Source organism: Algorimicrobium echini (assembly GCF_900115185.1).
Lineage (GTDB): Bacteria > Bacteroidota > Bacteroidia > Flavobacteriales > Flavobacteriaceae > Algorimicrobium > Algorimicrobium echini.
The window spans coordinates 91,661-112,943 of sequence record NZ_FOVN01000001.1 but is presented as its reverse complement, the minus strand read 5'-3'; the positions used below and the strand labels follow the sequence as shown (position 1 = coordinate 112,943).

The 21,283-nt window shown below is 33.6% G+C and carries 22 protein-coding genes; 6 read left to right on the top strand and 16 right to left on the bottom strand.

All coding sequences use genetic code 11. The features are described from left to right. Positions 1-19 precede the first annotated feature (19 nt). Both BM239_RS00555 and BM239_RS00550 read left to right on the top strand, forming a co-directional pair. The gene (locus BM239_RS00555) at positions 20-415 is read left to right on the top strand and encodes a VOC family protein (RefSeq protein ID WP_245758159.1); all 396 of its coding nucleotides are present in this window, start codon (positions 20-22) and stop codon (positions 413-415) included. Then, positions 415-1,194, top strand: a complete 780-nt coding sequence (locus BM239_RS00550; RefSeq protein WP_092205713.1) for an RMD1 family protein — start codon at positions 415-417, stop codon at positions 1,192-1,194. Before BM239_RS00555 ends, BM239_RS00550 begins: the two co-directional genes overlap by 1 nt. On the opposite strand, the gene BM239_RS00545 is transcribed toward BM239_RS00550, so the two are convergent. From BM239_RS00545 to BM239_RS00515, 7 genes are all read right to left on the bottom strand, one after another. Then, entirely contained in the window at positions 1,191-2,015 is an 825-nt protein-coding gene (locus tag BM239_RS00545) for an alpha/beta hydrolase (RefSeq protein ID WP_092205712.1), read from the bottom strand. The genes BM239_RS00550 and BM239_RS00545 overlap by 4 nt on opposite strands. Further along, positions 1,996-3,387 carry an MptA/MptB family glycosyltransferase gene (locus tag BM239_RS00540; RefSeq protein ID WP_092205711.1) on the bottom strand — a complete coding sequence of 464 codons (1,392 nt, stop codon included), beginning with the start codon at positions 3,385-3,387 and terminating at the stop codon, positions 1,996-1,998. Before BM239_RS00540 ends, BM239_RS00545 begins: the two co-directional genes overlap by 20 nt. An 85-nt stretch (positions 3,388-3,472) precedes the next feature. After that, positions 3,473-4,117, bottom strand: a complete 645-nt coding sequence (locus tag BM239_RS00535; protein ID WP_092205710.1) for an SDR family oxidoreductase — start codon at positions 4,115-4,117, stop codon at positions 3,473-3,475. Between the two features lie 83 nt (positions 4,118-4,200). Beyond that, complete coding sequence (locus tag BM239_RS00530; protein ID WP_092205709.1) at positions 4,201-5,682, bottom strand: cellulose synthase family protein; 1,482 nt, start codon at positions 5,680-5,682, stop codon at positions 4,201-4,203. Further along, on the bottom strand, positions 5,679-6,371 hold the full coding sequence (locus BM239_RS00525; protein ID WP_092205708.1) for a glycosyltransferase family 2 protein: 693 nt from the start codon (positions 6,369-6,371) through the stop codon (positions 5,679-5,681). The genes BM239_RS00530 and BM239_RS00525 overlap by 4 nt, the downstream gene beginning before the upstream one ends. Before the next feature lie 75 nt (positions 6,372-6,446). Next, positions 6,447-8,042 carry a 4Fe-4S binding protein gene (locus BM239_RS00520; protein WP_092205707.1) on the bottom strand — a complete coding sequence of 532 codons (1,596 nt, stop codon included), beginning with the start codon at positions 8,040-8,042 and terminating at the stop codon, positions 6,447-6,449. Between the two features lie 26 nt (positions 8,043-8,068). Beyond that, a complete protein-coding gene (locus BM239_RS00515; protein ID WP_092205706.1) occupies positions 8,069-9,367 on the bottom strand; it encodes an NAD(P)/FAD-dependent oxidoreductase in 1,299 nt (432 codons plus the stop codon). A gap of 93 nt (positions 9,368-9,460) precedes the next feature. Between BM239_RS00515 and BM239_RS00510 the strand changes: the two genes are divergently transcribed. Further along, a complete protein-coding gene (locus BM239_RS00510) occupies positions 9,461-10,468 on the top strand; it encodes a glycoside hydrolase family 113 (RefSeq protein WP_245758158.1) in 1,008 nt (335 codons plus the stop codon). Positions 10,469-10,530: 62 nt separating this feature from the next. Here BM239_RS00510 and BM239_RS00505 read toward each other — a convergent pair whose 3' ends face one another. The 9 genes from BM239_RS00505 to BM239_RS00465 form a co-directional block, all read right to left on the bottom strand. Continuing rightward, the gene (locus tag BM239_RS00505) at positions 10,531-12,057 is read right to left on the bottom strand and encodes a carboxypeptidase-like regulatory domain-containing protein (RefSeq protein ID WP_092205704.1); all 1,527 of its coding nucleotides are present in this window, start codon (positions 12,055-12,057) and stop codon (positions 10,531-10,533) included. A 118-nt stretch (positions 12,058-12,175) separates the two neighbouring features. Further along, on the bottom strand, positions 12,176-12,883 hold the full coding sequence (locus BM239_RS00500; RefSeq protein WP_092205703.1) for a TIGR04283 family arsenosugar biosynthesis glycosyltransferase: 708 nt from the start codon (positions 12,881-12,883) through the stop codon (positions 12,176-12,178). Then, positions 12,876-13,580, bottom strand: coding sequence for a DUF547 domain-containing protein (locus tag BM239_RS00495; protein ID WP_092205702.1), 705 nt, complete (start codon positions 13,578-13,580; stop codon positions 12,876-12,878). The genes BM239_RS00500 and BM239_RS00495 overlap by 8 nt, the downstream gene beginning before the upstream one ends. A 21-nt stretch (positions 13,581-13,601) precedes the next feature. Then, entirely contained in the window at positions 13,602-14,573 is a 972-nt protein-coding gene (arsM, locus tag BM239_RS00490) for an arsenosugar biosynthesis arsenite methyltransferase ArsM (RefSeq protein WP_092205701.1), read from the bottom strand. Between the two features lie 28 nt (positions 14,574-14,601). Further along, positions 14,602-15,414, bottom strand: coding sequence for a purine-nucleoside phosphorylase (locus tag BM239_RS00485; protein ID WP_092205700.1), 813 nt, complete (start codon positions 15,412-15,414; stop codon positions 14,602-14,604). 4 nt (positions 15,415-15,418) lie between these two features. Continuing rightward, positions 15,419-16,084 carry a TIGR04282 family arsenosugar biosynthesis glycosyltransferase gene (locus BM239_RS00480; protein WP_092205699.1) on the bottom strand — a complete coding sequence of 222 codons (666 nt, stop codon included), beginning with the start codon at positions 16,082-16,084 and terminating at the stop codon, positions 15,419-15,421. Between the two features lie 6 nt (positions 16,085-16,090). Next, complete coding sequence (locus BM239_RS00475; RefSeq protein ID WP_092205698.1) at positions 16,091-16,597, bottom strand: rhodanese-like domain-containing protein; 507 nt, start codon at positions 16,595-16,597, stop codon at positions 16,091-16,093. 8 nt (positions 16,598-16,605) lie between these two features. Then, positions 16,606-17,661: an arsenosugar biosynthesis radical SAM (seleno)protein ArsS gene (gene arsS / locus BM239_RS00470; protein ID WP_092205697.1), complete on the bottom strand. Its 1,056-nt coding sequence runs from the start codon at positions 17,659-17,661 to the stop codon at positions 16,606-16,608. Between the two features lie 107 nt (positions 17,662-17,768). After that, positions 17,769-18,104: an arsenosugar biosynthesis-associated peroxidase-like protein gene (locus BM239_RS00465; protein ID WP_092205696.1), complete on the bottom strand. Its 336-nt coding sequence runs from the start codon at positions 18,102-18,104 to the stop codon at positions 17,769-17,771. Between the two features lie 148 nt (positions 18,105-18,252). Between BM239_RS00465 and BM239_RS00460 the strand changes: the two genes are divergently transcribed. The 3 genes from BM239_RS00460 to BM239_RS00450 all read left to right on the top strand — a co-directional run bounded on the left by BM239_RS00460 (position 18,253) and on the right by BM239_RS00450 (position 21,249). Further along, on the top strand, positions 18,253-18,885 hold the full coding sequence (locus BM239_RS00460) for a Crp/Fnr family transcriptional regulator (RefSeq protein WP_092205695.1): 633 nt from the start codon (positions 18,253-18,255) through the stop codon (positions 18,883-18,885). 75 nt (positions 18,886-18,960) lie between these two features. Continuing rightward, positions 18,961-19,767 (top strand): sulfite exporter TauE/SafE family protein, encoded by an 807-nt coding sequence (locus BM239_RS00455; RefSeq protein WP_092205694.1) that lies wholly within the window; start codon positions 18,961-18,963, stop codon positions 19,765-19,767. Positions 19,768-19,836: 69 nt separating this feature from the next. Then, positions 19,837-21,249: an MBL fold metallo-hydrolase gene (locus BM239_RS00450; RefSeq protein WP_092205693.1), complete on the top strand. Its 1,413-nt coding sequence runs from the start codon at positions 19,837-19,839 to the stop codon at positions 21,247-21,249. The last annotated feature ends 34 nt before the right edge of the window (positions 21,250-21,283 follow it).

Here is a 21,283-nt window from a genome sequence, read left to right as displayed (position 1 = left end):
TATGGAAACATCTTTTCACATGTCATTACCATGCTTAAGCATAAAGGATACTAAAGCTTTTTATGTAAATGGTGTTGGCGCAACCATGGGTAGGCACACCCAAAACTGGATTGATATCAATTTATTTGGACATCAATTAACTTTCATTAAAGCTGCTAAATTCGATTTCAATAATCCAAATTATGTGTTTGAAGGTAAAATTCTACCAGCTTTTCATTTTGGTGTGATTGTCGATAGTATTGTTTGGAAAAACATTTATAATAAACTTCAAGATTCCGGTTTAGAACTGGTTACGGAAAGCACTTTTTTAGAAGGTAAAATAGGACAACACAAATCCTTTTTTGTACAAGATCCAAATGGTTATATGCTAGAGTTTAAATGCTTTAAAAAACCAACGGAGACGTTTAAACAGTAATGTACACAGCAGTTGCTTATCAAGTAGCGAGCACTATTCATATAAAATTTAGCAAACAGGAATTGGCATACCAATTGTTGTTTCAAGATAGTGACGAATTATTTTATCAAGTTACGCCAGAGAAATTTATGTACCTCTTTCACTATGGTATTGTAAGTTTTTTTAACATGAATCCTGATGAAATATCCTATTATATTGAACAAATAAAACCATTTTGTGTGGAAATGATTCCGGTTGACATGTCCGAATCAATCCACGTTCATATTATTGAAGATACCTTAAAAGTAGAATTTGAAAAGGTGATACTTCCAGAAGTTAATCCAGAAATGATTCGCTTGGTTCTAATGAATGCCTCACAGTCTGTAGCATTAAATGCCTACTCTAGCATTACAGAATCTCTTTTAATTGAAACTAATAAACATACCAAATACCTTGAAGTAAAAGGTAAATTAGATATTTCTGGTAATCAACTCAAGCGAGTTATTGGTAAAATATTAAACATAAAGAATAAAATTTCCGAAAACCTATATATTTTTGATTCGCCTGAAAGTACCTGGGAAGACGAACAACTTAATCGCTTAAATTTAGCTTTAAAACAAACCTTCGATTTAAAGGATAGATACAACCTAATCCATGATAGAATTGATATTATTAAAGAGAATTTAGAACTTTTTAAGGATATAATGGACCATAAAGAGAGTAGCAGATTGGAGTGGATTATTATTATACTTATTGTAATTGAAGTGGTGGATATGTTTATTGCTAAATTGTTTTTTTAAAGAATTTGCTTCAATTCATCATAATACTGTTTCGTAATGTGTAATCCATTATGTCCACCATCTATTATAGGAAAAAGTGTAATATTATCTGGATTTATATTTTTTAATTTTTTAGCATTCGTTTCTGGATGAATAAGAAAATCTCGTGTACCATAAAAAATACGTATCGGACACTTTATAGCTGTTATAAACTGATAGGTAGGAATATCATATTTTATTAAAAAGGAGGGAATAGGTGGTGCAATTTCTTCAGAAATAAGCGTTTTCCATGAGTAATATGGTGCATTTAAAATAAGTTGCTTCGGATTGTTTTTAGAAGCCACGTAAGCTGCAATTCCAGAGCCCAATGAATATCCTAAAAGTACAATATCACGTTCTGAATACCGTTTTTTTACGTAATTATAAACTGCCTGTCCATCATTAAATAATTCCTGTGCTTCAGAATATTTGCCATTACTTTTTCCATAATTGCGATAATCAAAAAATAAAATATCATAACCGTTATTTAAGTAAAGTGGTGCGCGTTTTCCCCAATCATGAATAGCACCTGCATTACCATGAAAATAAACAATAATACCCTTTCTAGTTTGTTCGGTTTTAAACAATAGTGCATTTAATGAAACAGTCTCTGTTGTAGGAATAGTCAGTTCTTCAAAAGCTTCCTTAAAGGTAAAAACAAAATTGTCATCTAAATGTTTCGGATTAAAAAAGAAACGCTCTTGCTTAACATAGATGAAAATTAGCGACAAAATATACAAACCGAATAATGCTGCAACTATACGGAGCAATCGTCTAAAAAGTTTAGGAAAATTTAGTTTCAAGCAGTTTCGGTTTAAAAATATCGAGTAAAAATACGCTAAAAACTACTATATATTCAAACGCAATAATCCAAAGGTTTTCAGAGTTGTTAGAATTAGCATAAGCTAGGTAGCTAAAAATAATCATGAAACTCCAAACCAGAGGGAACTTATAGTCTGTAAAGACACTCAATAAAACTAGTGTGGCTACATACCATGGGTGAACCGTTGTAGAAGTAAAATAGTAAACACTTAATGCGATAAGCATGGTTGCAATAAGCTGTTTAGTGTTATTAACTTTTTTTAAAATGGCCAGGCTAACAACAAAAATAAAAATAAAAATAGCTGTTAGTTTTCCAATAATGGCTATTTGATTATAACCAGAAATCCAATAACCAATTGTTCTTAATAGGTAATAAATGCTTGCGTTAAATTCAAAGTTCTGAAACCATAAAGCAACAGTATTTGTGTAATTAGTCAAAAATTCTGATGAATAAAACGGCAAAAAGAAACAGATGGTTGTTATACCCACTATACTATAAAATGATAGTAGTTTTAACAGGTTAATTTTTTTTGTTCTTTTTGTTTTGGAATTTATAGTCTCTTCCTTTTTAAACCATTTAAAAAATAAGGGTAAAAATAATAATGGAATTAATTTTACGGAAACTGAACAAGCAAAAACAATAGCCGCCAATAGCCATTTATTTTTTTCTAGTAAATACAAGCTCCAAATGAGGAAGAACAACATGACGCCTTCAAAATGAAGATTTCCTGTTAATTCAATAATTATAAATGGATTTAAAATATACCAGAATATCAGGTGTTCTGGGAGCTTAAACTGTCGTAGTAAGCGCTTTCCAAAATAGAGAATCCCCAAATCAGCAGCAATAATTATTAGTCGTAATGTAATTACTGATCCTAAAATGCTTTTACTGCTAAATATACCTGCTAAAACAAAGCATAATTGATTGATAGGTGGGTAATTGGTAAAGTGGCTGGCGTTTAATAAACCCATACCATTATAAAGTTGCTGGGCTTGATTTATCGGGAAGTTGCTAGCTGAAATAAACGATTCTGGTGTGTATAAATACGGATTAAAACCTTCCAAAATCATGCGTCCATCCCAAATAAAACGATAGAAATCTTGTGATAGATTTGGTATGGCTAAAATAAAAACGGCTCGAAATCCAAACGCTATCCATGTTAAGAATTGAATGTTGTGTTTAGTTAATTGTAGCAACTTATAAGAAAGGACAAATAAGGCTACGTACAGTGTTAGTAGCTTAATGGAATCTGTACGTGATAAATTATAAGCAAAAGCCCAATAAAAGAGCAAACCCGATAATGTGAGTAGCAATTGAAACTTATAAAGCTTAATGAAATAAGAAATTTGCATGGGTTAAAGATACAGATTCAAATGTTCTCTAAACAAAAAAACAACCACGTAGGTGATTGTTTTTAATTGTTAGTGTTCAGAATAATTAAGCTTCAATTCTAGAAACTTTATCTAAAGCATCGGCTATAAGTGTATCGCCTTTTATTATTTCAAACGTGGCTTTATTTGCCACATCATCATTTAAGGTTCTTACTAAAGTTTGCGCCACATCATTTCGGCTTATTTCACCTTGCTTATTCAGTTTTTCTTCTAAAGCTATTTTATTGTGTAGTTCACCATTTGTTAAAGCCCCAGGCCTAACAATGGTATAATTTAAACCACTTTTTTTTAAATGATTATCGGCGTTTTGTTTCGCCTTTAAATAATCTTGTAATTCCGAAACAGATTCTGGATTATCTGCTCCCATGGAACTTAACATAACAAATTTTCTTATATTATTTTTTTTAGAAGCATCAATCAGTTTTTTAGCACCTTCTTGATCTACTTCTACAACTTTTTTTCCGCCAGAACCAGCAGCAAAAATGACTTTATCAATAGGTGTTTCAAACGCAGGAGAAACATCGTGTTCTAAATTGGCCAAAACGGTTTCAACATTTTTCGACTTAAAAAAAGGAATCTGCTCTTCTGCTCTAACCATAGCAATGGGCTTGAAATATTGTGATTCACATAAAAGATTGATAATTTTTTTTCCAGTGGTACCGTGAGCACCTGCTACTAATATATTTTCCATATTTTAATATAACAGGAAAAGACAACGTATACAAGTAAATAGAGTTGTTTAACGTAAGTTTAAGAGTGCTGTAATGAAAGGCATTAATTTTTAAGCGACTTAAAAAAAACGTAACCAAAACCTAAAAATAACATCAAATGAAATGGAAATAATCCAAAATCACCTTCTTTTACAACAGTAAATGCACTGTACATACCAAAAGCGAAATAGCACATCAAAAACCCTTCAACAATAAATTGGAATGAAACTTTGGGTTTTAAATAAATGTTATTTTTCCATGTATCAGTGTGGGCATTCAGATTAAATTTGGGTGTACGGATAAAATCACTTCGCTTTCTAAAATGACCTTCTAAAACGGCAATAGTATTATGTAATGATAATCCCATTGCAATGGAAAAAAAGGCAAAAAATAAGACCAAATATTGTACAAAGTTTTTAAGAGTTGAACCATGCAGCTTTTTGTACATAAGCCAATAACAAATGAAAAAAATTAGTGAGCTAATAACAAAAAAACTAGTAGCATAAAAATATATTTTGAGGGTTTCGTTCTCATGTTTTATATAAAGCATGGGTACGCTCAAAAGGGCTACAATAAAAATGCTTAAAAACATGGTGCTATTCAACAAATGTAAAAAACCATGTATTTTAGTTTTGGCTGAAATGGTTTTACTTTTTAAAATTTTAAAAAACATTTTTTGAAAGTTTTCAGCACCACCTTTATTCCATCTAAATTGTTGCGAACGGGCTGCGCTGATAACTATAGGTAATTCAGCAGGTGTTACTACATTTTCTAGGTATTTAAAGTGCCATTTTTTTAGCTGTGCACGATAACTTAAATCCAAATCTTCGGTAAGTGTATCACCTTCCCAATTTCCGGCGTCCAGAATACAAGCTTTCCGCCACACACCAGCTGTGCCATTAAAGTTTATAAAATGGTGTTTGCTATTTCTTCCTGTTTGTTCTAATGTAAAATGGGTGTCTAAAGCAAATGCTTGAATTTTGGTAAGCAAGGAATAGTTTCTATTAATATGTCCCCAACGTGTTTGAACCACACCTATTTTTGAGTCTTTGAAATATGGAATGGTTTGCAAGAGCCAATCGGGTTTTGGTAAAAAATCGGCATCAAAAATGGCAATATATTCACCTTTGGCAGATTCTAACCCTGCTTTTAATGCGCCTGCTTTGAAGCCTGTTCTGTCGGTTCTATGAATGTATTTAATATCAAGACCTGTTTGCTGTAATTCCTTAACTTTTTTAATGGTAATTTGGGTTGACTCATCAGTAGAGTCATCTAAAACCTGTATTTCTAATTTATTTTGCGGATATTTTACTTTTGAAATGTTTTCCAAAAGGCCTTCCACAACATATAATTCGTTGTAAATTGGCAGTTGAATGGTTACGAAAGGGATTTCAGATGGATTTTTAAAATCGAATTTAACCGAATTATCGTCTTTCTTTTTAGCTGACAGATAATTGAGTAATAAATTCAGTTGTGCCAAGGCATAGATAAATATTAAAAGTAATGCCAAAGTATAAACGGTTATTATGATACCTTCTATAATCATTTTTTAAAACCGTATTTAAAAATCCAACTTAATATTTTTATACCTGCCAAAACAGCGCCTTTAACTGTACCTGACACTTTGGAAACACCAATTCTGTTTCTGTATGATACAGGGATTTCTGTATATAATATATTTTGTTTGAGTGCTTTTAACTGCATTTCTACCGTCCAACCATAGGTTTTATCTTGCATATTTAGCTTTAATAATTGCTCATATTTAATAGCTCGGAAGGGTCCTAAATCAGTGAATTTAGACCCGAACATGATGCGCATAAGTGTTGTAGCAAGCCAGTTTCCAAAAATTTGTGGAAAAGTCATTGATCCTTGTTCACGTAAATATTTCACACGAGTTCCAATTACAAAATCGACTTTGTTATCGAGAATAGGTTGAATTAATTTAGTCAGCTCTTCTGGATAGTCACTGTAATCACCATCTAAAAACACAATAATATCCGTTTTGGAGTTTTGTCGAGCAACATAGTCCAAGCCTTTTAAGCACGCATAGCCATAGCCTTTTCTGCTTTCGGTTAAAACGGTGGCTCCAGCGGTTTTAGCATTTTTTTCAGTTGCATCTGTAGAACTATTACTTACCACAATAATTTCCGTCACTAATTTTGGAATGTCTTTAATTACCAATGGAATGGAATCCGCTTCATTAAAAGCGGGAATAATGACTTTTATATTGGGCATTTATATTTTATTTTTAAGGTGCAAAAATAGGATTTAACTGAACAGATTTCCAAAAGCTGTTGGTGTTTATTCCAGTTACTTTTTATTTATCAAATCCATTAAGTCAACATCATTTCCAAGAAGAATATCGTTTGAATTTATACGACCTTTCATACTATCGTTTTCTAATTTTAAAACGCCACGAGGGCAAACCGCACTACAAATACCACAACCAACACAACTGGAACGCACAATGTTTTCGCCTTTTTGTGCATAAGCCCTCACGTCTATACCCATTTCACAATATGTAGAACAATTACCACACGAAATACACTGACCACCATTAGTCGTAATTCTAAATTTAGATAACATACGTTGTTGAAAACCTAAAATAGCAGCCATTGGACAACCAAATCGACACCAAACTCTACTACCAAAAATAGGATAGAAGCCTGTGCCTATAACACCTGAAAAAATGGCGCCTATTAGAAACCCATAAGCGGAGCGCAAAGTTTCAGCTTCAAAAAGAAATAGTTTTGTTCCATTAGTAGCGTAATGGAATCCAATAAGTAATATGATAATTATAAAATAACCAATGGCACCATATCGTGCGTCTTTGCCAAGTTCCTGACGTTTAAAAATTATAGTTAAAGCAAAAATAAGCGTTAAGAAACAGCCTACTGATAATAAGAACACATCTTTTGTTAACCAGTATTTTTCAGAATCATAACCTAAATAGGTATAAATAACAGCCGTAGTCATAAGCACCACAAAAACCAATACACTGTGTATAACCCAACGTTCTATCTTCCATGCTACTTGTCGTTTATCACTCAAGTGGCGAAAGGGATCTCCAGCAGTTTCTGCTAATCCTCCGCAGCCACATACCCAAGAACAATACCAGCGTTTGCCGTATTTGTAGGTGAGAATAGGTGTAATAATAAAAATTGAAACAATACCAAAAATGAGTAATCCTAAACCAATATTGCCAGCACTAATAAATGAATCTACACGGTATTGTTCAAAATTATAGTAGTTCAGTGGCCAAATATTTTTTAAATCGTAATAAGGTAGGCTAAAGGTCTCAGAATTTAAACGGGACATAAATTCTGGAATTAAAAAAGCAAAAGCTAGTTGAAAAAACATCACGGAATACGTGCGCAACTGCTCATAACGATTGTGCCTATATTTTAATAAAAACTTAAATCCAAAAGCTAAAATAGCTAGTGTGTAAAGTGTTCCGTAAACAAACCATTGACTGGCAGGACCACCATTTAAGAGGCGGCTTAATGGGTCAAAAAGTGCAACCAATCCGCTGTTCTCGTTACCATCTTTTGCTAAACCTAAATATTGCGGATAAAAATAGAGAACGATATAAAATAGAGTTAATACAACACCTGTTAGCCAACCCCAAAGACCTCTTGATGAAATAGATTTAAACCAAACACCATCATTTTTTATACCTTCGGGTTTATTTAAATAGGCATCTATAGCAAAACCACCAATTCCTAAAGTCATCAAAGCAAGCGATAGAGTTAGCGTCCAACCAGAAAGTATGTTTAAATTAAATAGTGCAATTCCCATCATGAATAATCCAAGTAATCCGATGGCTAGGAATAGTTTCTGTTTAATGGATGTATGATAGGCATCTGGTTTTGCTAGTGAAAGACTATGATTTGATTTATAACTCATTTTAGTAGCTGTTTCGGATTTGTGATTTAAGCGGTAACAATGCGATTTTCAAATTTCTCTTTAATACAAGACTCATAACGTTTATAAAATTCGGGATCAAAGTTAGCATCTTGAAGGTTTTTAATAACGAAATCTACTGGCCGTTTTTCAGTTAGCCATCTATCAAAAACCTCATGTTTTAATCGAATTCCAAATGTATTGATGCCTTTAAACGTTTCAGTTTCTCTATGATATTCTATTGTAATGCATTTAGATTCAGTTTCATGTTTCCAATGAAAATGCTCGTGGTTTTCTTTGGGTTTTGGAAATACCCAGCCATAGGTTTGGTATTCTATATCGAAAAATTTAGCTGAATTAAACCAATGACTTGGATTGTAGGGTGTGCGATTTCCACAAATAGTTTGTGCAATTACTTCTCCCATCATTCTTCCAGTATACCAGACGGCTTCAATGGGTTTCCTGTTTCCAATGGCTTCCTGCTGTTCAGCACAATCACCTATAGCAAAAACATCTTGGATATTGGTTTCCAAATACCGATTAACAACGACACCTTTATTTGTATTAATGTTACTATTTTTTACAATTGAAATGTTAGGTGAAACACCAGCAGTTAAGCCTACAAAATTGCATCTAATCTCTTCGCCTGTTTCTTCAATAATAACTGATTTTACTTGTCCGTTTTTATCTGATTTTATTTCTTTTAAATTAGTTTCTAACCTTAAATCAATACCATGTTTTTTAATTTCACGGTTTATCATACGGCTTTCTCCTTCAGGTAATACATTATTCCAAAAATTCGGTTCGCGAACTAAAAACGTTACAGGAATATTTCGGCTATTTAACATTTCTGCCAATTCAATACCAATTAAACCACCACCAACAATTACAGCTCGTTTACATACGTTGTTATTAGGCGCATAAACTTCTAGATTGTCTAAATCTTGCTTACTATATAAGCCTTGAACACCATTTAAATCTTGTCCTGGCCAACCAAATTTATTAGGCTTACTACCAGTTGCAATAATGAGTTTGTCGTATTTTAATGTATCTCCCTTTTCAAAATGAAGCGTTTTAGTGTTTGTATCAATCTGATTTACAAATCCATTTTTTAGGTTGATACGATTTTTTTTCCAAAACCAATCTTCATAAGGTTTGGTATGCTCATATTTCATATGACCCATATAAATATACATCAAGGCTGTACGGGAAAAGAAGTGTTCAGTTTCAGCAGAAATAATGGTGATTTTTTTATCTGATAATTTCCGGATATGTCTGGCTGCTGTGACGCCAGAGATACCGTTTCCTATTATTACAATGTGTTCCATACAGTGAATTATTGGTTGGTTGGTCGAAGGTTTTTATAGAACCTTAAAGCGTCTTCAAACAATTTGTTTAAATTTAAACATAATTAAGCGGTTATGACAAAGTATTTAACGTGGTTTTTAGTTTTTATGTTTTTTTCATGCAGTATGACTACAAAGAAAGATTATAAAATTAATGGCGTTAGTTTTGTGGCATCCCGTGACCAAATTTCTAAAGAAAATGTCCAGCCTGTTTTAAACGTGCATGCTAATTATACGGCTATTATGCCATTTGGGTTTATTAAAAATTTGGAGCATCCAGAAATTATATATAATACCAACAAACAATGGTTTGGTGAAACAACCGAAGGTGTTTCTCAATATATAAATGTGCTGCAAAAGTCAGGTTTACAGGTTATGTTAAAACCACAAATTTGGGTTTGGCATGGTGAGTTTACAGGTCATATTAAAATGCCTAATGAAGTTGCTTGGTTGGAATTGGAACAAACCTATTCACAATTTATTTTAGACTTTGCCAAACTAGCACAAGAAAAACAAGTAGCCTTATTTTGTATAGGTACTGAACTGGAACAGTTTATAGTTCATAGGCCTGAATTTTGGCAGGAATTAATTAAGAATATTCGTGCTGTGTATAGTGGTGAGTTAACCTATGCAGCCAATTGGGATGAATATAAACGCACACCATTTTGGAACGATTTGGATTATATTGGTGTAGATGCTTACTTTCCTGTAAGTGATAAAATAACTCCACGTGTAGAAGATGCCATTACAGGTTGGCAAGCTCATAAAATAGAAATGAAAACCGTGTCTGAAACCTTTAAGAAACCCATACTATTTACGGAATTTGGCTACCGAAGTACAGATTATACCGGAAAAGAACCTTGGGTTAGCGATTATAAAATAACAGCGTTAAATTTTGAAGGACAAACCAATGCAACGCAAGCTTTATTTGAAACTTTCTGGAAAGAACCTTGGTTTGCAGGTGGTTTTGTTTGGAAATGGTTTCACAATCACGCAGAAAGTGGTGGTAAAAAAGATAATCAGTTTACACCTCAAAACAAACCAGTTGAAGCTGTTATTAGAAACTACTATAAAAGACAATGAATCGAGAATAGGGCTGTGCCGAATCCCGATTCATTTGTTTACTAATAAAGACCAACTGATATTTAGTGTGTTTTCTCTATAATCTTAAAATCTTTTATGGCTTGATTGGGTTCAATAATATTATAGCCTTTCCAAAATTCAGGATCATACGCAGGCAAATAAGTTGGTGTTACTTCTGGGACTTCATTAAAATTGTTGAACTCTGTTTCTGAAATAGGCGTCGATTCAAAAACAATCAATTCCTTTTTTTCAATATTCCGAACAATGAAATGTAAATCGGCAGCCAATTCATTTTGTTTACGGCGCCCTTTAACATGCTTATTTTTTTCAATAATTTTCAAAGGTCTTTTTATGCCAACTTGTTGTCCATTAGTTTCATCAACATATTTAAGTGTGTATTTATTGTTAGTGTTTTTTTGAAAAATAATAGTGCCTTCCTTTAAATACTCATTTAATGAGATACCTAACAATCCAAATTTTCGAAGTGGTTTTACATTTTTATAATCTACACGTACAATAGCAAAATCTTGGGTGTTAATGTATAGTGTGCCTTCATAATCTTCGCTCCGTTTGGGTTTGAAGGAAATGGTGTAAACAAATTCGTTGTTAAAATATGCAAAGTCCTGCATTTCAAATTCGTAACGTCTGGATTTTTCAATAAAATTTAAATCAGAATCTTCATTTAAAAAATTAGCGTTTTCTAGATTATGAATAGATCCTTTTCGCCAATTTAAAAAGTTAGCCTTGCGTTTGGCTTCCAGTTCTTTTTTCTTTTCTATAAACTCTGCTGTTTCTTTTTCCTCTTTTTTATCAACAAAAAATGAAGAGTCTATTTCTTCTTTGGTTCCAAACCAACCCGATTTTATTTTGAAATACGAATTGCGTTTTACATGTTTTCGGATAATTTCATTAAAGCGTTTTTCATAATTTTCAAAGGTAATTTCACTTTCTTTATCATATAATCGAGAAGCCTTTAAGATGTCCATTTTTTGAGGTGTAGACGGTTTCAGCTTACCATATATTTCGCCTAAAACCTCGGTGTGCTGATCCGTATTTTTTGGAACCGACCTAATAATACTATCTACAAATGCTTGATTGAATTCGGGAATGGTAGATTCTTCAATTTTCACATCCGTTTTCAGCATATTCGTGTAGTATGATTCTCTGTAAAACAGTTTACGCTTGGCAAAGCCAAAATCGTAATTAGTTTCTAGGCTTTCTTTTGCTTTGTCTAAAATTTCATCGATTGTATAGTCTTTATTGGTGATAAATACTTCGCTCAAATCAATGTTTTTAGTGCGTAATGGAATTATACTGTCCCTAAAATTTTGAATAGCAAATTGTTTTTGCTCGTAACCCAAGCAGCTTATAAAAAGGGAATCTGTATTAGAAATTTTCCTGTTAATGGTAATGTTGAATTCGCCTTTATCATTGCTAATAACGCCTGTTTTGTCGTCTATTAATATTGTTGCAAATGGTATAGGTTCTTGTTTGGTTGAGTCCACTATTTTTGCAGAAATAGTGCGTTGGGCCTTTGCTGAAAATACGGTTAGACAGCAAAGTGCCAAGATAAGTTTGGTTGGTTTCATGATAATTGGTTTAGAGTGGAAAAGTATATTTTTCAATTGAAGCAACACGTTTCTTTATCACTTTATTAAGTAAGATTTATCTTTATTTTAACAGATTAACCATGTTGAAACCAGATTTTTAGGAAATATGCTTTTTGTAATAAGTGAATAATTGGTCAGCTGATGCACCAAACCATTTTTTAACATAAATAGTCCAGAAATGATATTGTAATGTCCAAACACCATGCTTTTTATAGAGTCTTGCAGATGTTTTTATTTTGTCTTGAATGACCACAAACTGCTTTCTAGTATAAAGCTCATTTATTAAAATATTGTCTTCATAAATGGTGAAACGTTCATCATAACCACCAATTTCGGTGAATAATTGTTTGGTAATAAACTGACTTTGATCACCACCACGGCTAGCACGCCAAGAAAATTGGGTGAGCCAACCTGCTAAACGTAACCACCAATGATTGTTATCAAACTGTAAACGGAAGCAACCTGCTAAATTCCCTTTGGTTACTTCATGGATTATGAGGTTGTCAAAATTTTTAGGCGGAAAAGAATCCGCATGGAGGAAATAGAGAATAGTTCCTGTGGCATGTTTGGCACCAAAATTCATTTGAATGGCTCGTCCTTTTTCTTCATTTAGGAGTTGAATTTTACTTGAAGTTGTAAAGAAATTGGTTACTATCTTTTCCGAGCCATCCACACTTCCGCCATCAACAATAATAATTTCTGCTATATTTTTTGCTGTTGAATTCTCTAATAGATGTTCTAAAACCGAAGCTATATTTTCGGCTTCATTAAGCATGGGAATAATTATGGAAATGGTATTAGTCATTTAATTCCCAACTATAATCCATGTATTCTATTTTGGCGTCTGATGCAATTTTTACATCTGAATAGGTGTTTAAAAAGGTGATAAGACTGCCATTTTCCTTAAAATCTTTTGAAAACCATTTAAAGATTTTTGAGAGTTCCAGACTGTTTTTTTGAATCCTATTTTTTGATGAATCTGCCAAAAACTGTTTTGTAACTGTTGTTAATTGTTTGTCTAATTTTTCTGGGATATAGGCTTCATTTAATAATTGCGGACAAGAAGCTGATGCGCAAACAATAGCAAAATGAATGCGTGGTTCATTCATGTTACGAAGCACCTCATGTTCAATATAATTTAAAGAAAGTAATTTGCCGTTGATAGGAATAAACTTTTGATCCCAAGGGTTTTTAATGTCTTTAATACTTTCAACTGGATAATTATCAATAATCAGTTTTATGGTAAAGGCATTATACGCGTTAATCCAATAGGCTAATGTTTCGTTTTTTGTCCAACTTTCTTTAGGCGAAACGGCTATAAATTGGTTGAGGTAGGTGTTTAATTCTGAATCATTTGCTTTTATAGTTTTATAATCAACTTCACCTTTATTAGAAACATGTTTTTGTAAGAATTCTATAAAACCGGAATGGTTTATGGTTTGTCCAAAAGCCGAAAGACTGAAGCCAAACAGCAATAAAATAAGATATAGCGGATTTTTCATAGCGTAGTTTTTCTACATTTTTTAACAACAGCCACCACCATCATAATGAAACGTGGATTTACTGATATAAATATCATTCCGATTCAATTTGGCCAAGTCGCCAGCCGTTTTATCACAAATAGCTAGTGGTTGGTTTTGAACCAATACATGTCCAGCGTTGTCATCAAAAAAATCTTGGTCGCCATAGTAAATAGCAGCTTTTCCTGTAAAAATACACGGGCCATCTGCAGGCATGGGGTCTTTTATGGCAGCTACTTCAATAGATTCTATGTAAATCAATTCTTCCGTTGGGTAATGGTTAGGAGCCAAAATGCGATACGGTTTTCTAGCGCGAATTTCAATAGTTCCAAAACCAGCATCGGTTAGCATTTTAACATATTCAGCAATGGGCAAACTACCACTTAAACAAAGGGCGCGCAATCTGTCATCGTTACGCAAGGTGTCATTCATGGGTTGCTCGCAAGTAGGATCGCTCATGACTAATTTACCATGTGGTTTGAGTACGCGAAACATTTCAGCAATGGCTTTTTTTAAATCGTCTGTTTTAAAAATGTTGAATAAACAATTTTGTGCAGCCACATCAATACTGTTATCAGGAACTGGAAGATTCAATGCATCGCCTTTTTTAAGATCTACAAATTCACTTTTAAACCATGGATTTTGAGCTTCGGCTTCTTTAAAATTTTTACGAGATGCTTCTAACATTTCATCGACTACATCGATACCAATAACACCATTTTTTTCGCGGTTGAAATATGAAAATTGCAATAATTCCATGCCGCCACCAACACCAACATAGAGCATTTTAGGGTTGTTGGTTAAATCACGGGCATGAACAGTTGATCCACAACCATAGTTCATTTCCTGCATGATTTTCGGGATTTTTAAACCAGGTAATTCCCAAATAGGATTCGTCGTGCAACATAAACCAACATCTGGAGTTAATGCTGCTTCTTTGTATACATCGTGTGTGGTGTTAAGATAATTGCTCATAGTTTCAGTATTCGGGTGTTAATTGCTATTATAAACTTTTAATTAGTTCTTTAAAAAGGGTAATCATTTGTGGTTCTGCTTTTCCTGCCATTTCTATAATTTCAGAAATATCAACAGGTTTTAGATTACTTGGGTCGCACTCATCTGTTAAAACTGACACGGCAGCCACCTTTAAATTTAAATGATTGGCCACAATAATTTCTGGAACGGTACTCATTCCAACAGCATCCGCTCCAATAATTTTAAGCATTTTATATTCTGCGCGAGTTTCCAATTGCGGTCCAACAACACTAGCATAAACGCCTTTATGTAGGGTTATGCCTTGGTTTTTAGCAATGGTTTCAAATTTGGCATTAATATCTGCATCGTAAGGTGCGCTCATATCAGTAAAACGTTCACCTAATTGTTCCACACCTCTAAAGGCTAATGGAGAACTACCTTGGAGATTAATATGGTCGTCTATTAACATCAGTTCGCCTTTTTTAAAGACTAAATTGATGGCGCCAGAGGCATTAGAAACTAATAAGGTTTCTATGCCTAATTGTTTCATAACACGAACGGGATAGGTAACATCCTGAAGTGAGTAGCCTTCGTAAATATGAAAACGGCCTTGCATAACTACTACCTTTTTTCCTGAAAGTGTTCCGTAAATAAGTTTGCCTTTATGAAACTCAACCGTAGCCGTTGGGAAATTTGGGATGTGATTATAGCTAACTTCAGCTATAATATCAATATCTTCTATTAATTTGCCCAATCCTGTTCCGAGAATAATGCCTATTTCAGGGCTTTCAAACCCTTTACTTTGTAAATATTCGGTAGTTTCTGTTATATACTTCATCATAAGTTTAATAGTATTTTTTTAGTGATTCAATGCCTTGTATATCTTCAAAGGTATCAATATCATTTAATATTTCTAATAGGTGAACGTCTTCATTCTGTAAATCATCCAAGGTGTCTTTACAAACACTTTCTGTTCCCCAAGCTTTGTTTTTGAAAACTTTAGGGTGTAACTGTTTCATGCCGAAAAGGTAATAACCGCCATCTTCAGCAGGACCCAAAACATAATCGTTTTTGTTTAATTTTTGAAATCCTTCGGAAATAATCTCGGCATTTAAATCTAATAAATCACTACCAATTATCAGGACTTTTTCATAACCTAGTTGAAATAATTCCGAAAAGGCATTTTCCATTCGCCCTCCCAAATCAGAGCCTTCTTGAAGCTTCTTTTTAAAAAAATCAGAATTCCAGATATCTTCTTTTTGTATGGCTTCAGAATAAAAAACATAGCGATCTACCGATACGTTTTTTGCCGTTTCTGCAGTATGCTTTAATAGATGTTTGTAAATTTCCAAAGCAGATTCGTTACCAATAGTTTTTGCTAATCGGGTTTTACATTTTCCTAATTCTGGATTTCTTGTAAAAATAATAAGTGCACTTTTGGAGGTCGGAAAATAGAAATTAGCCACTTGATCTTGGTCGCTATTAGTATTGTTTTTTGATAAAATTCCCATTCTTAATTAGTTCAAATCATAAACTTTTACCCCTTTGTTTAACCATTTTCCCCACATTTTTGAAAAGGCATGGATGCTATCTGTTTTTTTGTTCTGCTGATTATAAACTGGGAAATCGTTATTTTTCCATTCAAAGATACCGCCATATAGGTTATAAACCGCTGTATAACCTTTGTCTTGTAGTTTTTTTGAAATGGTTTCAGAGCGAATTCCCAAAGAGCAGTACACCACAATAGTATCATTTTTATTAGGGATTTCGTTTAAAATAGTTTCAATTTTGAAATCTTTATAACCAACAAATACGGCATTTTTTAAATGACTTACTAGGTATTCATCAGGTTCACGTGCATCTAAAATTTTATAGTTGGTTTTCGGCATGGCCAACTCTTGAACCGTTATATAAGGGATATGTTTGGTGTTGTAACGTTTTAATAAATTGGCTAAAGAGTCTTGAGCCATACAGGTGCTCATGACAGAAAAAAACACTACTAAAGTAGATATGCTCTTTATCATAGAATATATTAATTGACGACACTTCCTTGACAACTACTACCTGCTCCAGCTGTACAACCATAACAATGCTGAGATATTACAATGTTCCTTCCTTCCAGTAAATCCTCATTATATTCTGAAATATGTTTAACGGAACTGTTTACCGGTAGGTTTAACATTTGGTTAAAATCACAATCATATAAATAGCCATCCCAACTAATGGAAAGTGTATTGGTACACATTACGTTTTTTACTGCCGATGGGTTGTAGGCTTCCACTAAATTGTACATGTAATCTTCATAATTTTCAGAGGCAATTAAATAATCTAAAAACCGGGCAATAGGTAAGTTTGTTATAGCAAACAAGTTATGGAAGGCTATTCCAAAATCATCCAATAAGGCTTTTTTAAAATCTTTTTCCATGGCTGCTTGATTACCTGGTAAAAAAGCACCAGACGGATTATAAACTAGATCCAAACGTAAATTGCTATCTGGCATACCATAACCAACAGCATTTAATTCTTGTAGCGCTTTTATGGATTTAGCAAAAACGCCATCGCCACGTTGTTTGTCGGTTTTACCTTTGGTCCAGTGTGGCATAGAGCTTACAACATGTACATTATGTTTTTTAAAAAATTCTGGTAAATCGTAATACTTTTTGTTGGCTCGAATAATGGTTAAATTGGAACGCACAATAAAATCTTTAACACCAGCTTTAGCAGCTTCTTCAACAAACCATCGGAAATTTGGGTTCATTTCAGGAGCGCCTCCTGTTAAATCTAAAGTATGTGCTTCCGTGTTTTTAATAACTTCTAAACATTGCAGCATGGTTTCCTTTGTCATAATTTCTTTACGGTCAGGTCCTGCATCTACGTGGCAATGCGTACAAACTTGGTTGCACATATAACCCACATTTATTTGAAGAATTTCAAGCTTTTTGGCTTGCAGAGGAAACTGATTGCTTTCGGCTATTTTATCTTTAAAAGTCGGCAATTCTCCTGTTTTAAAAATACCATTGGAGAGTATATCTAGTTGACGTTTGCTATCTGCTATTTCTTTTTCTTGTTTTTTTAGGGATTTAATCATGTGAGAGTTTAAAGTTTCTGATTCAGTATTCTACGGTTTGCTATTGGCTAGCTTGAGTGCCATACTGTAAGTTTCTGTTTTTAGATAATGTCATTTTAAATAGGTGGTTACATATCTAATTTATTTACTTTATTCATCATTTGAACACCGTGAACTAATGATGCACCACCTCTTATGGCTGCTGCAACATGCAAAGCTTCCATCATTTCTTCTTTTGTAATGCCGCGTTGTAAGCCATCTCCTGTATAGGCATCAATGCAATAAGGGCATTGAATAGTATGTGCTACAGCAAGCGCAATGAGTGACTTTTCGCGTTCAGATAAAGCGCCAGCTTCAAAGACTTTTCCGTAATAATCAAAAAATTTAGCACCTAATGCTTCATTCCATTCTGAAATTTTACCAAATTTTTTTAAATCAGCTGGGTCGTAATATGTTTTTTGCATAATTAAATCTTGTTTATAATAGTTACGTAAAATTGAAATGTACGGTTTTATGTCGAAGAATTATAATAAAGATTACATAAAACTAACAGGTATTCTCGAGTAAAGAAAAGTTGAAAATAGCTATATTGCAACTTGAAAAACGTATTCTATGTTGGAAGAATTAGCAAATAATTACAGTCATTTTTTTGAGAGGGACTTATTAGAAGAAATTAATCAAGTAGGTGTTTTAAAAGAGGTTAAAGAAGGTGATGTGCTTATTGAAATTGGATCCTATGTTAAATCCATGCCCTTACTGCTTACAGGTGCTATAAAAATTTTACGACAAGATGATGATGGTGACGAATTACTACTATACTTCTTAGAAAAAGGTGATACGTGTGCCATGACCTTAACCTGTTGTTTGGGTAGAACAAAAAGTGAAATCCGAGCCATGGCAGAGACCGATGCTAAATTAATAATGATTCCAATCGAGAAAATGGAAGAATGGTCTGCTAAATATAAAAGTTGGCGAAATTTTGTTTTCGAAAGTTACCACAGTCGTCTAAATGAAATGCTTGAAACTATTGATAGCATAGCCTTTTTAAAAATGGATGCGCGTTTATTAAAGTATCTCAACGAAAAAGCACGTGTTTCAGAAGATCATATAATTTACAGCACACATCAAGATATTGCTTATGAGTTACACACATCGCGTGTGGTTGTTTCACGATTGCTCAAAAAATTGGAAAATATGGGAAAGGTGGCGTTGCATAGAAATTATATTATACTAAAAAAGGAATAGCTTGCTATGTAGCATGGGTTACAATCCAGATTAAAAATAAATCCTACTTTTGCAACCGTGTATTGAACCACTTATATGGATATTTTAGAATTTTTTGGCTATTTAAGCGCTTTACTAATTGGAATAGTATTGGGGTTAATTGGTGGTGGAGGTTCTATTCTAGCTGTGCCTGTGCTAGCTTATTTGTTTTTAGTGAATGAAAAAGTAGCAACAGCGTATTCCTTATTTATTGTGGGTGTTAGCGCGTTAGTTGGCGGATTAAAACAGCACAAAAAGGGATTGGTAGATTGGCGAACAGCTTTTGTATTTGGAATTCCTGCTATTATAGGAATTTCATTAGTTAGGCATTTTGTTATACCTGCACTTCCGGAGATAATTACAACAATAGGTACTTTCCAAATAACGCGACGAATGGTTATGTTTGGTTTGTTTTCAATTCTAATGATTCCAGCAGCCTTTTCCATGTTGAAGGATCGAAAAATTAAACCTGAAAAGCGTAATGTATCCTATAATTATCCACTAATTCTAATTGAAGGCCTGTTAATTGGTGGTATAACAGGAATGATTGGAGCTGGAGGAGGTTTTTTAATTATACCTGCATTAGTGCTTTTAGCCAATGTAGACATAAAAATAGCCGTAGCTACATCATTAATAATTATTGCTATGAATGCCTTGTCAGGATTTTTTCTAGGTGATGCGCTGACTATGACAATAGATTGGCAATTTTTACTGTCCTTTACAGCTATATCCTTGGTTGGGATTTATATAGGTAGTTATTTAAGTAATTTTATAGATGGTAAAAAGTTGAAAAAAGGGTTTGGTTACTTTGTGTTTGTAATGGCTATTTTTATCTTCTATATGGAATTCTTTGTTAAGGCGTAATGTAACTTTAGTTACTGCCCTTTTCAACAGTTATTCGTAAATTTGTAACGTATTTAAAAAGTAAGAATTATGAAAATTGAACAAATATATACTGGCTGTTTAGCACAAGGCGCTTATTACATAGAAAGTCAAGGTGAAGTGGCTATAATTGACCCATTGCGAGAGGTTAAACCGTATCTAGAACGTGCAAAAAAAGATAAGGCCAAAATTAAATATATTTTTGAAACCCATTTCCATGCTGACTTTGTTAGTGGTCATGTAACATTAGCAAAAGAGAGTGGAGCTAAAATAATTTTTGGTCCAACAGCATCTACAGGTTTCGATGCTGAAATTGCTTCAGACGGTCAAGTATTTCAGCTAGGAAATATAACAATAACAGCTTTGCATACGCCAGGACATACCATGGAAAGTACAACCTATTTACTAAAAGATGAATCCGGAAAGGATCATGCCATTTTTAGTGGTGATACCTTATTTTTAGGAGATGTTGGTCGACCAGATTTAGCACAGAAAGCGGCAAGCATGACGCAAGAAGAATTGGCAGGTATTTTGTTTGACAGTCTACGAACCAAAATTATGACTTTAGCTGACGATGTTATTGTATATCCTGCACATGGAGCAGGTTCAGCCTGTGGTAAAAATTTAAGCAAGGAAACAGTTGGAACTATTGGAGACCAAAAGAAAACCAATTATGCGTTACGTGCTGATATGACTAAAGCTGAATTTATTCAGGAAGTAACCGATGGTTTACAGCCACCACCACAGTATTTTCCCTTAAATGTACAAATGAACAAAGATGGTTATGAAGACATTGATGTGGTTTTAAAGCGTGGAACACAAGCTTTGTCTCCTGATGCTTTTGAAGCAGCAGCCAATGAAACTGATGCCGTTATTTTAGACGTTCGTCATCAAAACGAATTTGTAAAAGGCCATATTCCGCGTTCTATTTTTATTGGTATTGACGGTGGGTTTGCACCTTGGGTTGGTGCATTAATTGCAGATGTTAAGCAACCTATATTATTAATTACACCAGAAGGCCGAGAAGAAGAAACCATAACCCGTTTATCTCGTGTTGGTTTTGATTATACTATTGGATATTTAAAAGGCGGTTTTAAAGCTTGGGAAGAAGTAGGAAAAGATACCGACACTATTGAGTCTATTCCAGCAGCAGAATTTAAAAACAGACTTGAAAAAGAGAATATTCCTGTTTTTGATGTCCGAAAAGAAGGTGAATTTGTATCGTCTCACATAAATGAAGCCCATTTAACTCCATTAGATTTTTTAAATAATCATCTATCAGAATTTCCTGATACAGAAACCTTCTATGTGCATTGTGCAGGAGGTTATCGTAGTGTGATTGCTGCTTCTATTTTAAAAAGTCGTGGAATTCATAACCTAGTAGATGTTGCAGGTGGGTTTGCTGCCATTAAAGAGGTAGGTATTCCAGTAACTGATTATGTTTGCCCAACGACATTAAAGTAATTTCTTAAAAATTTTGTAACTTAAAAGAGTGGTG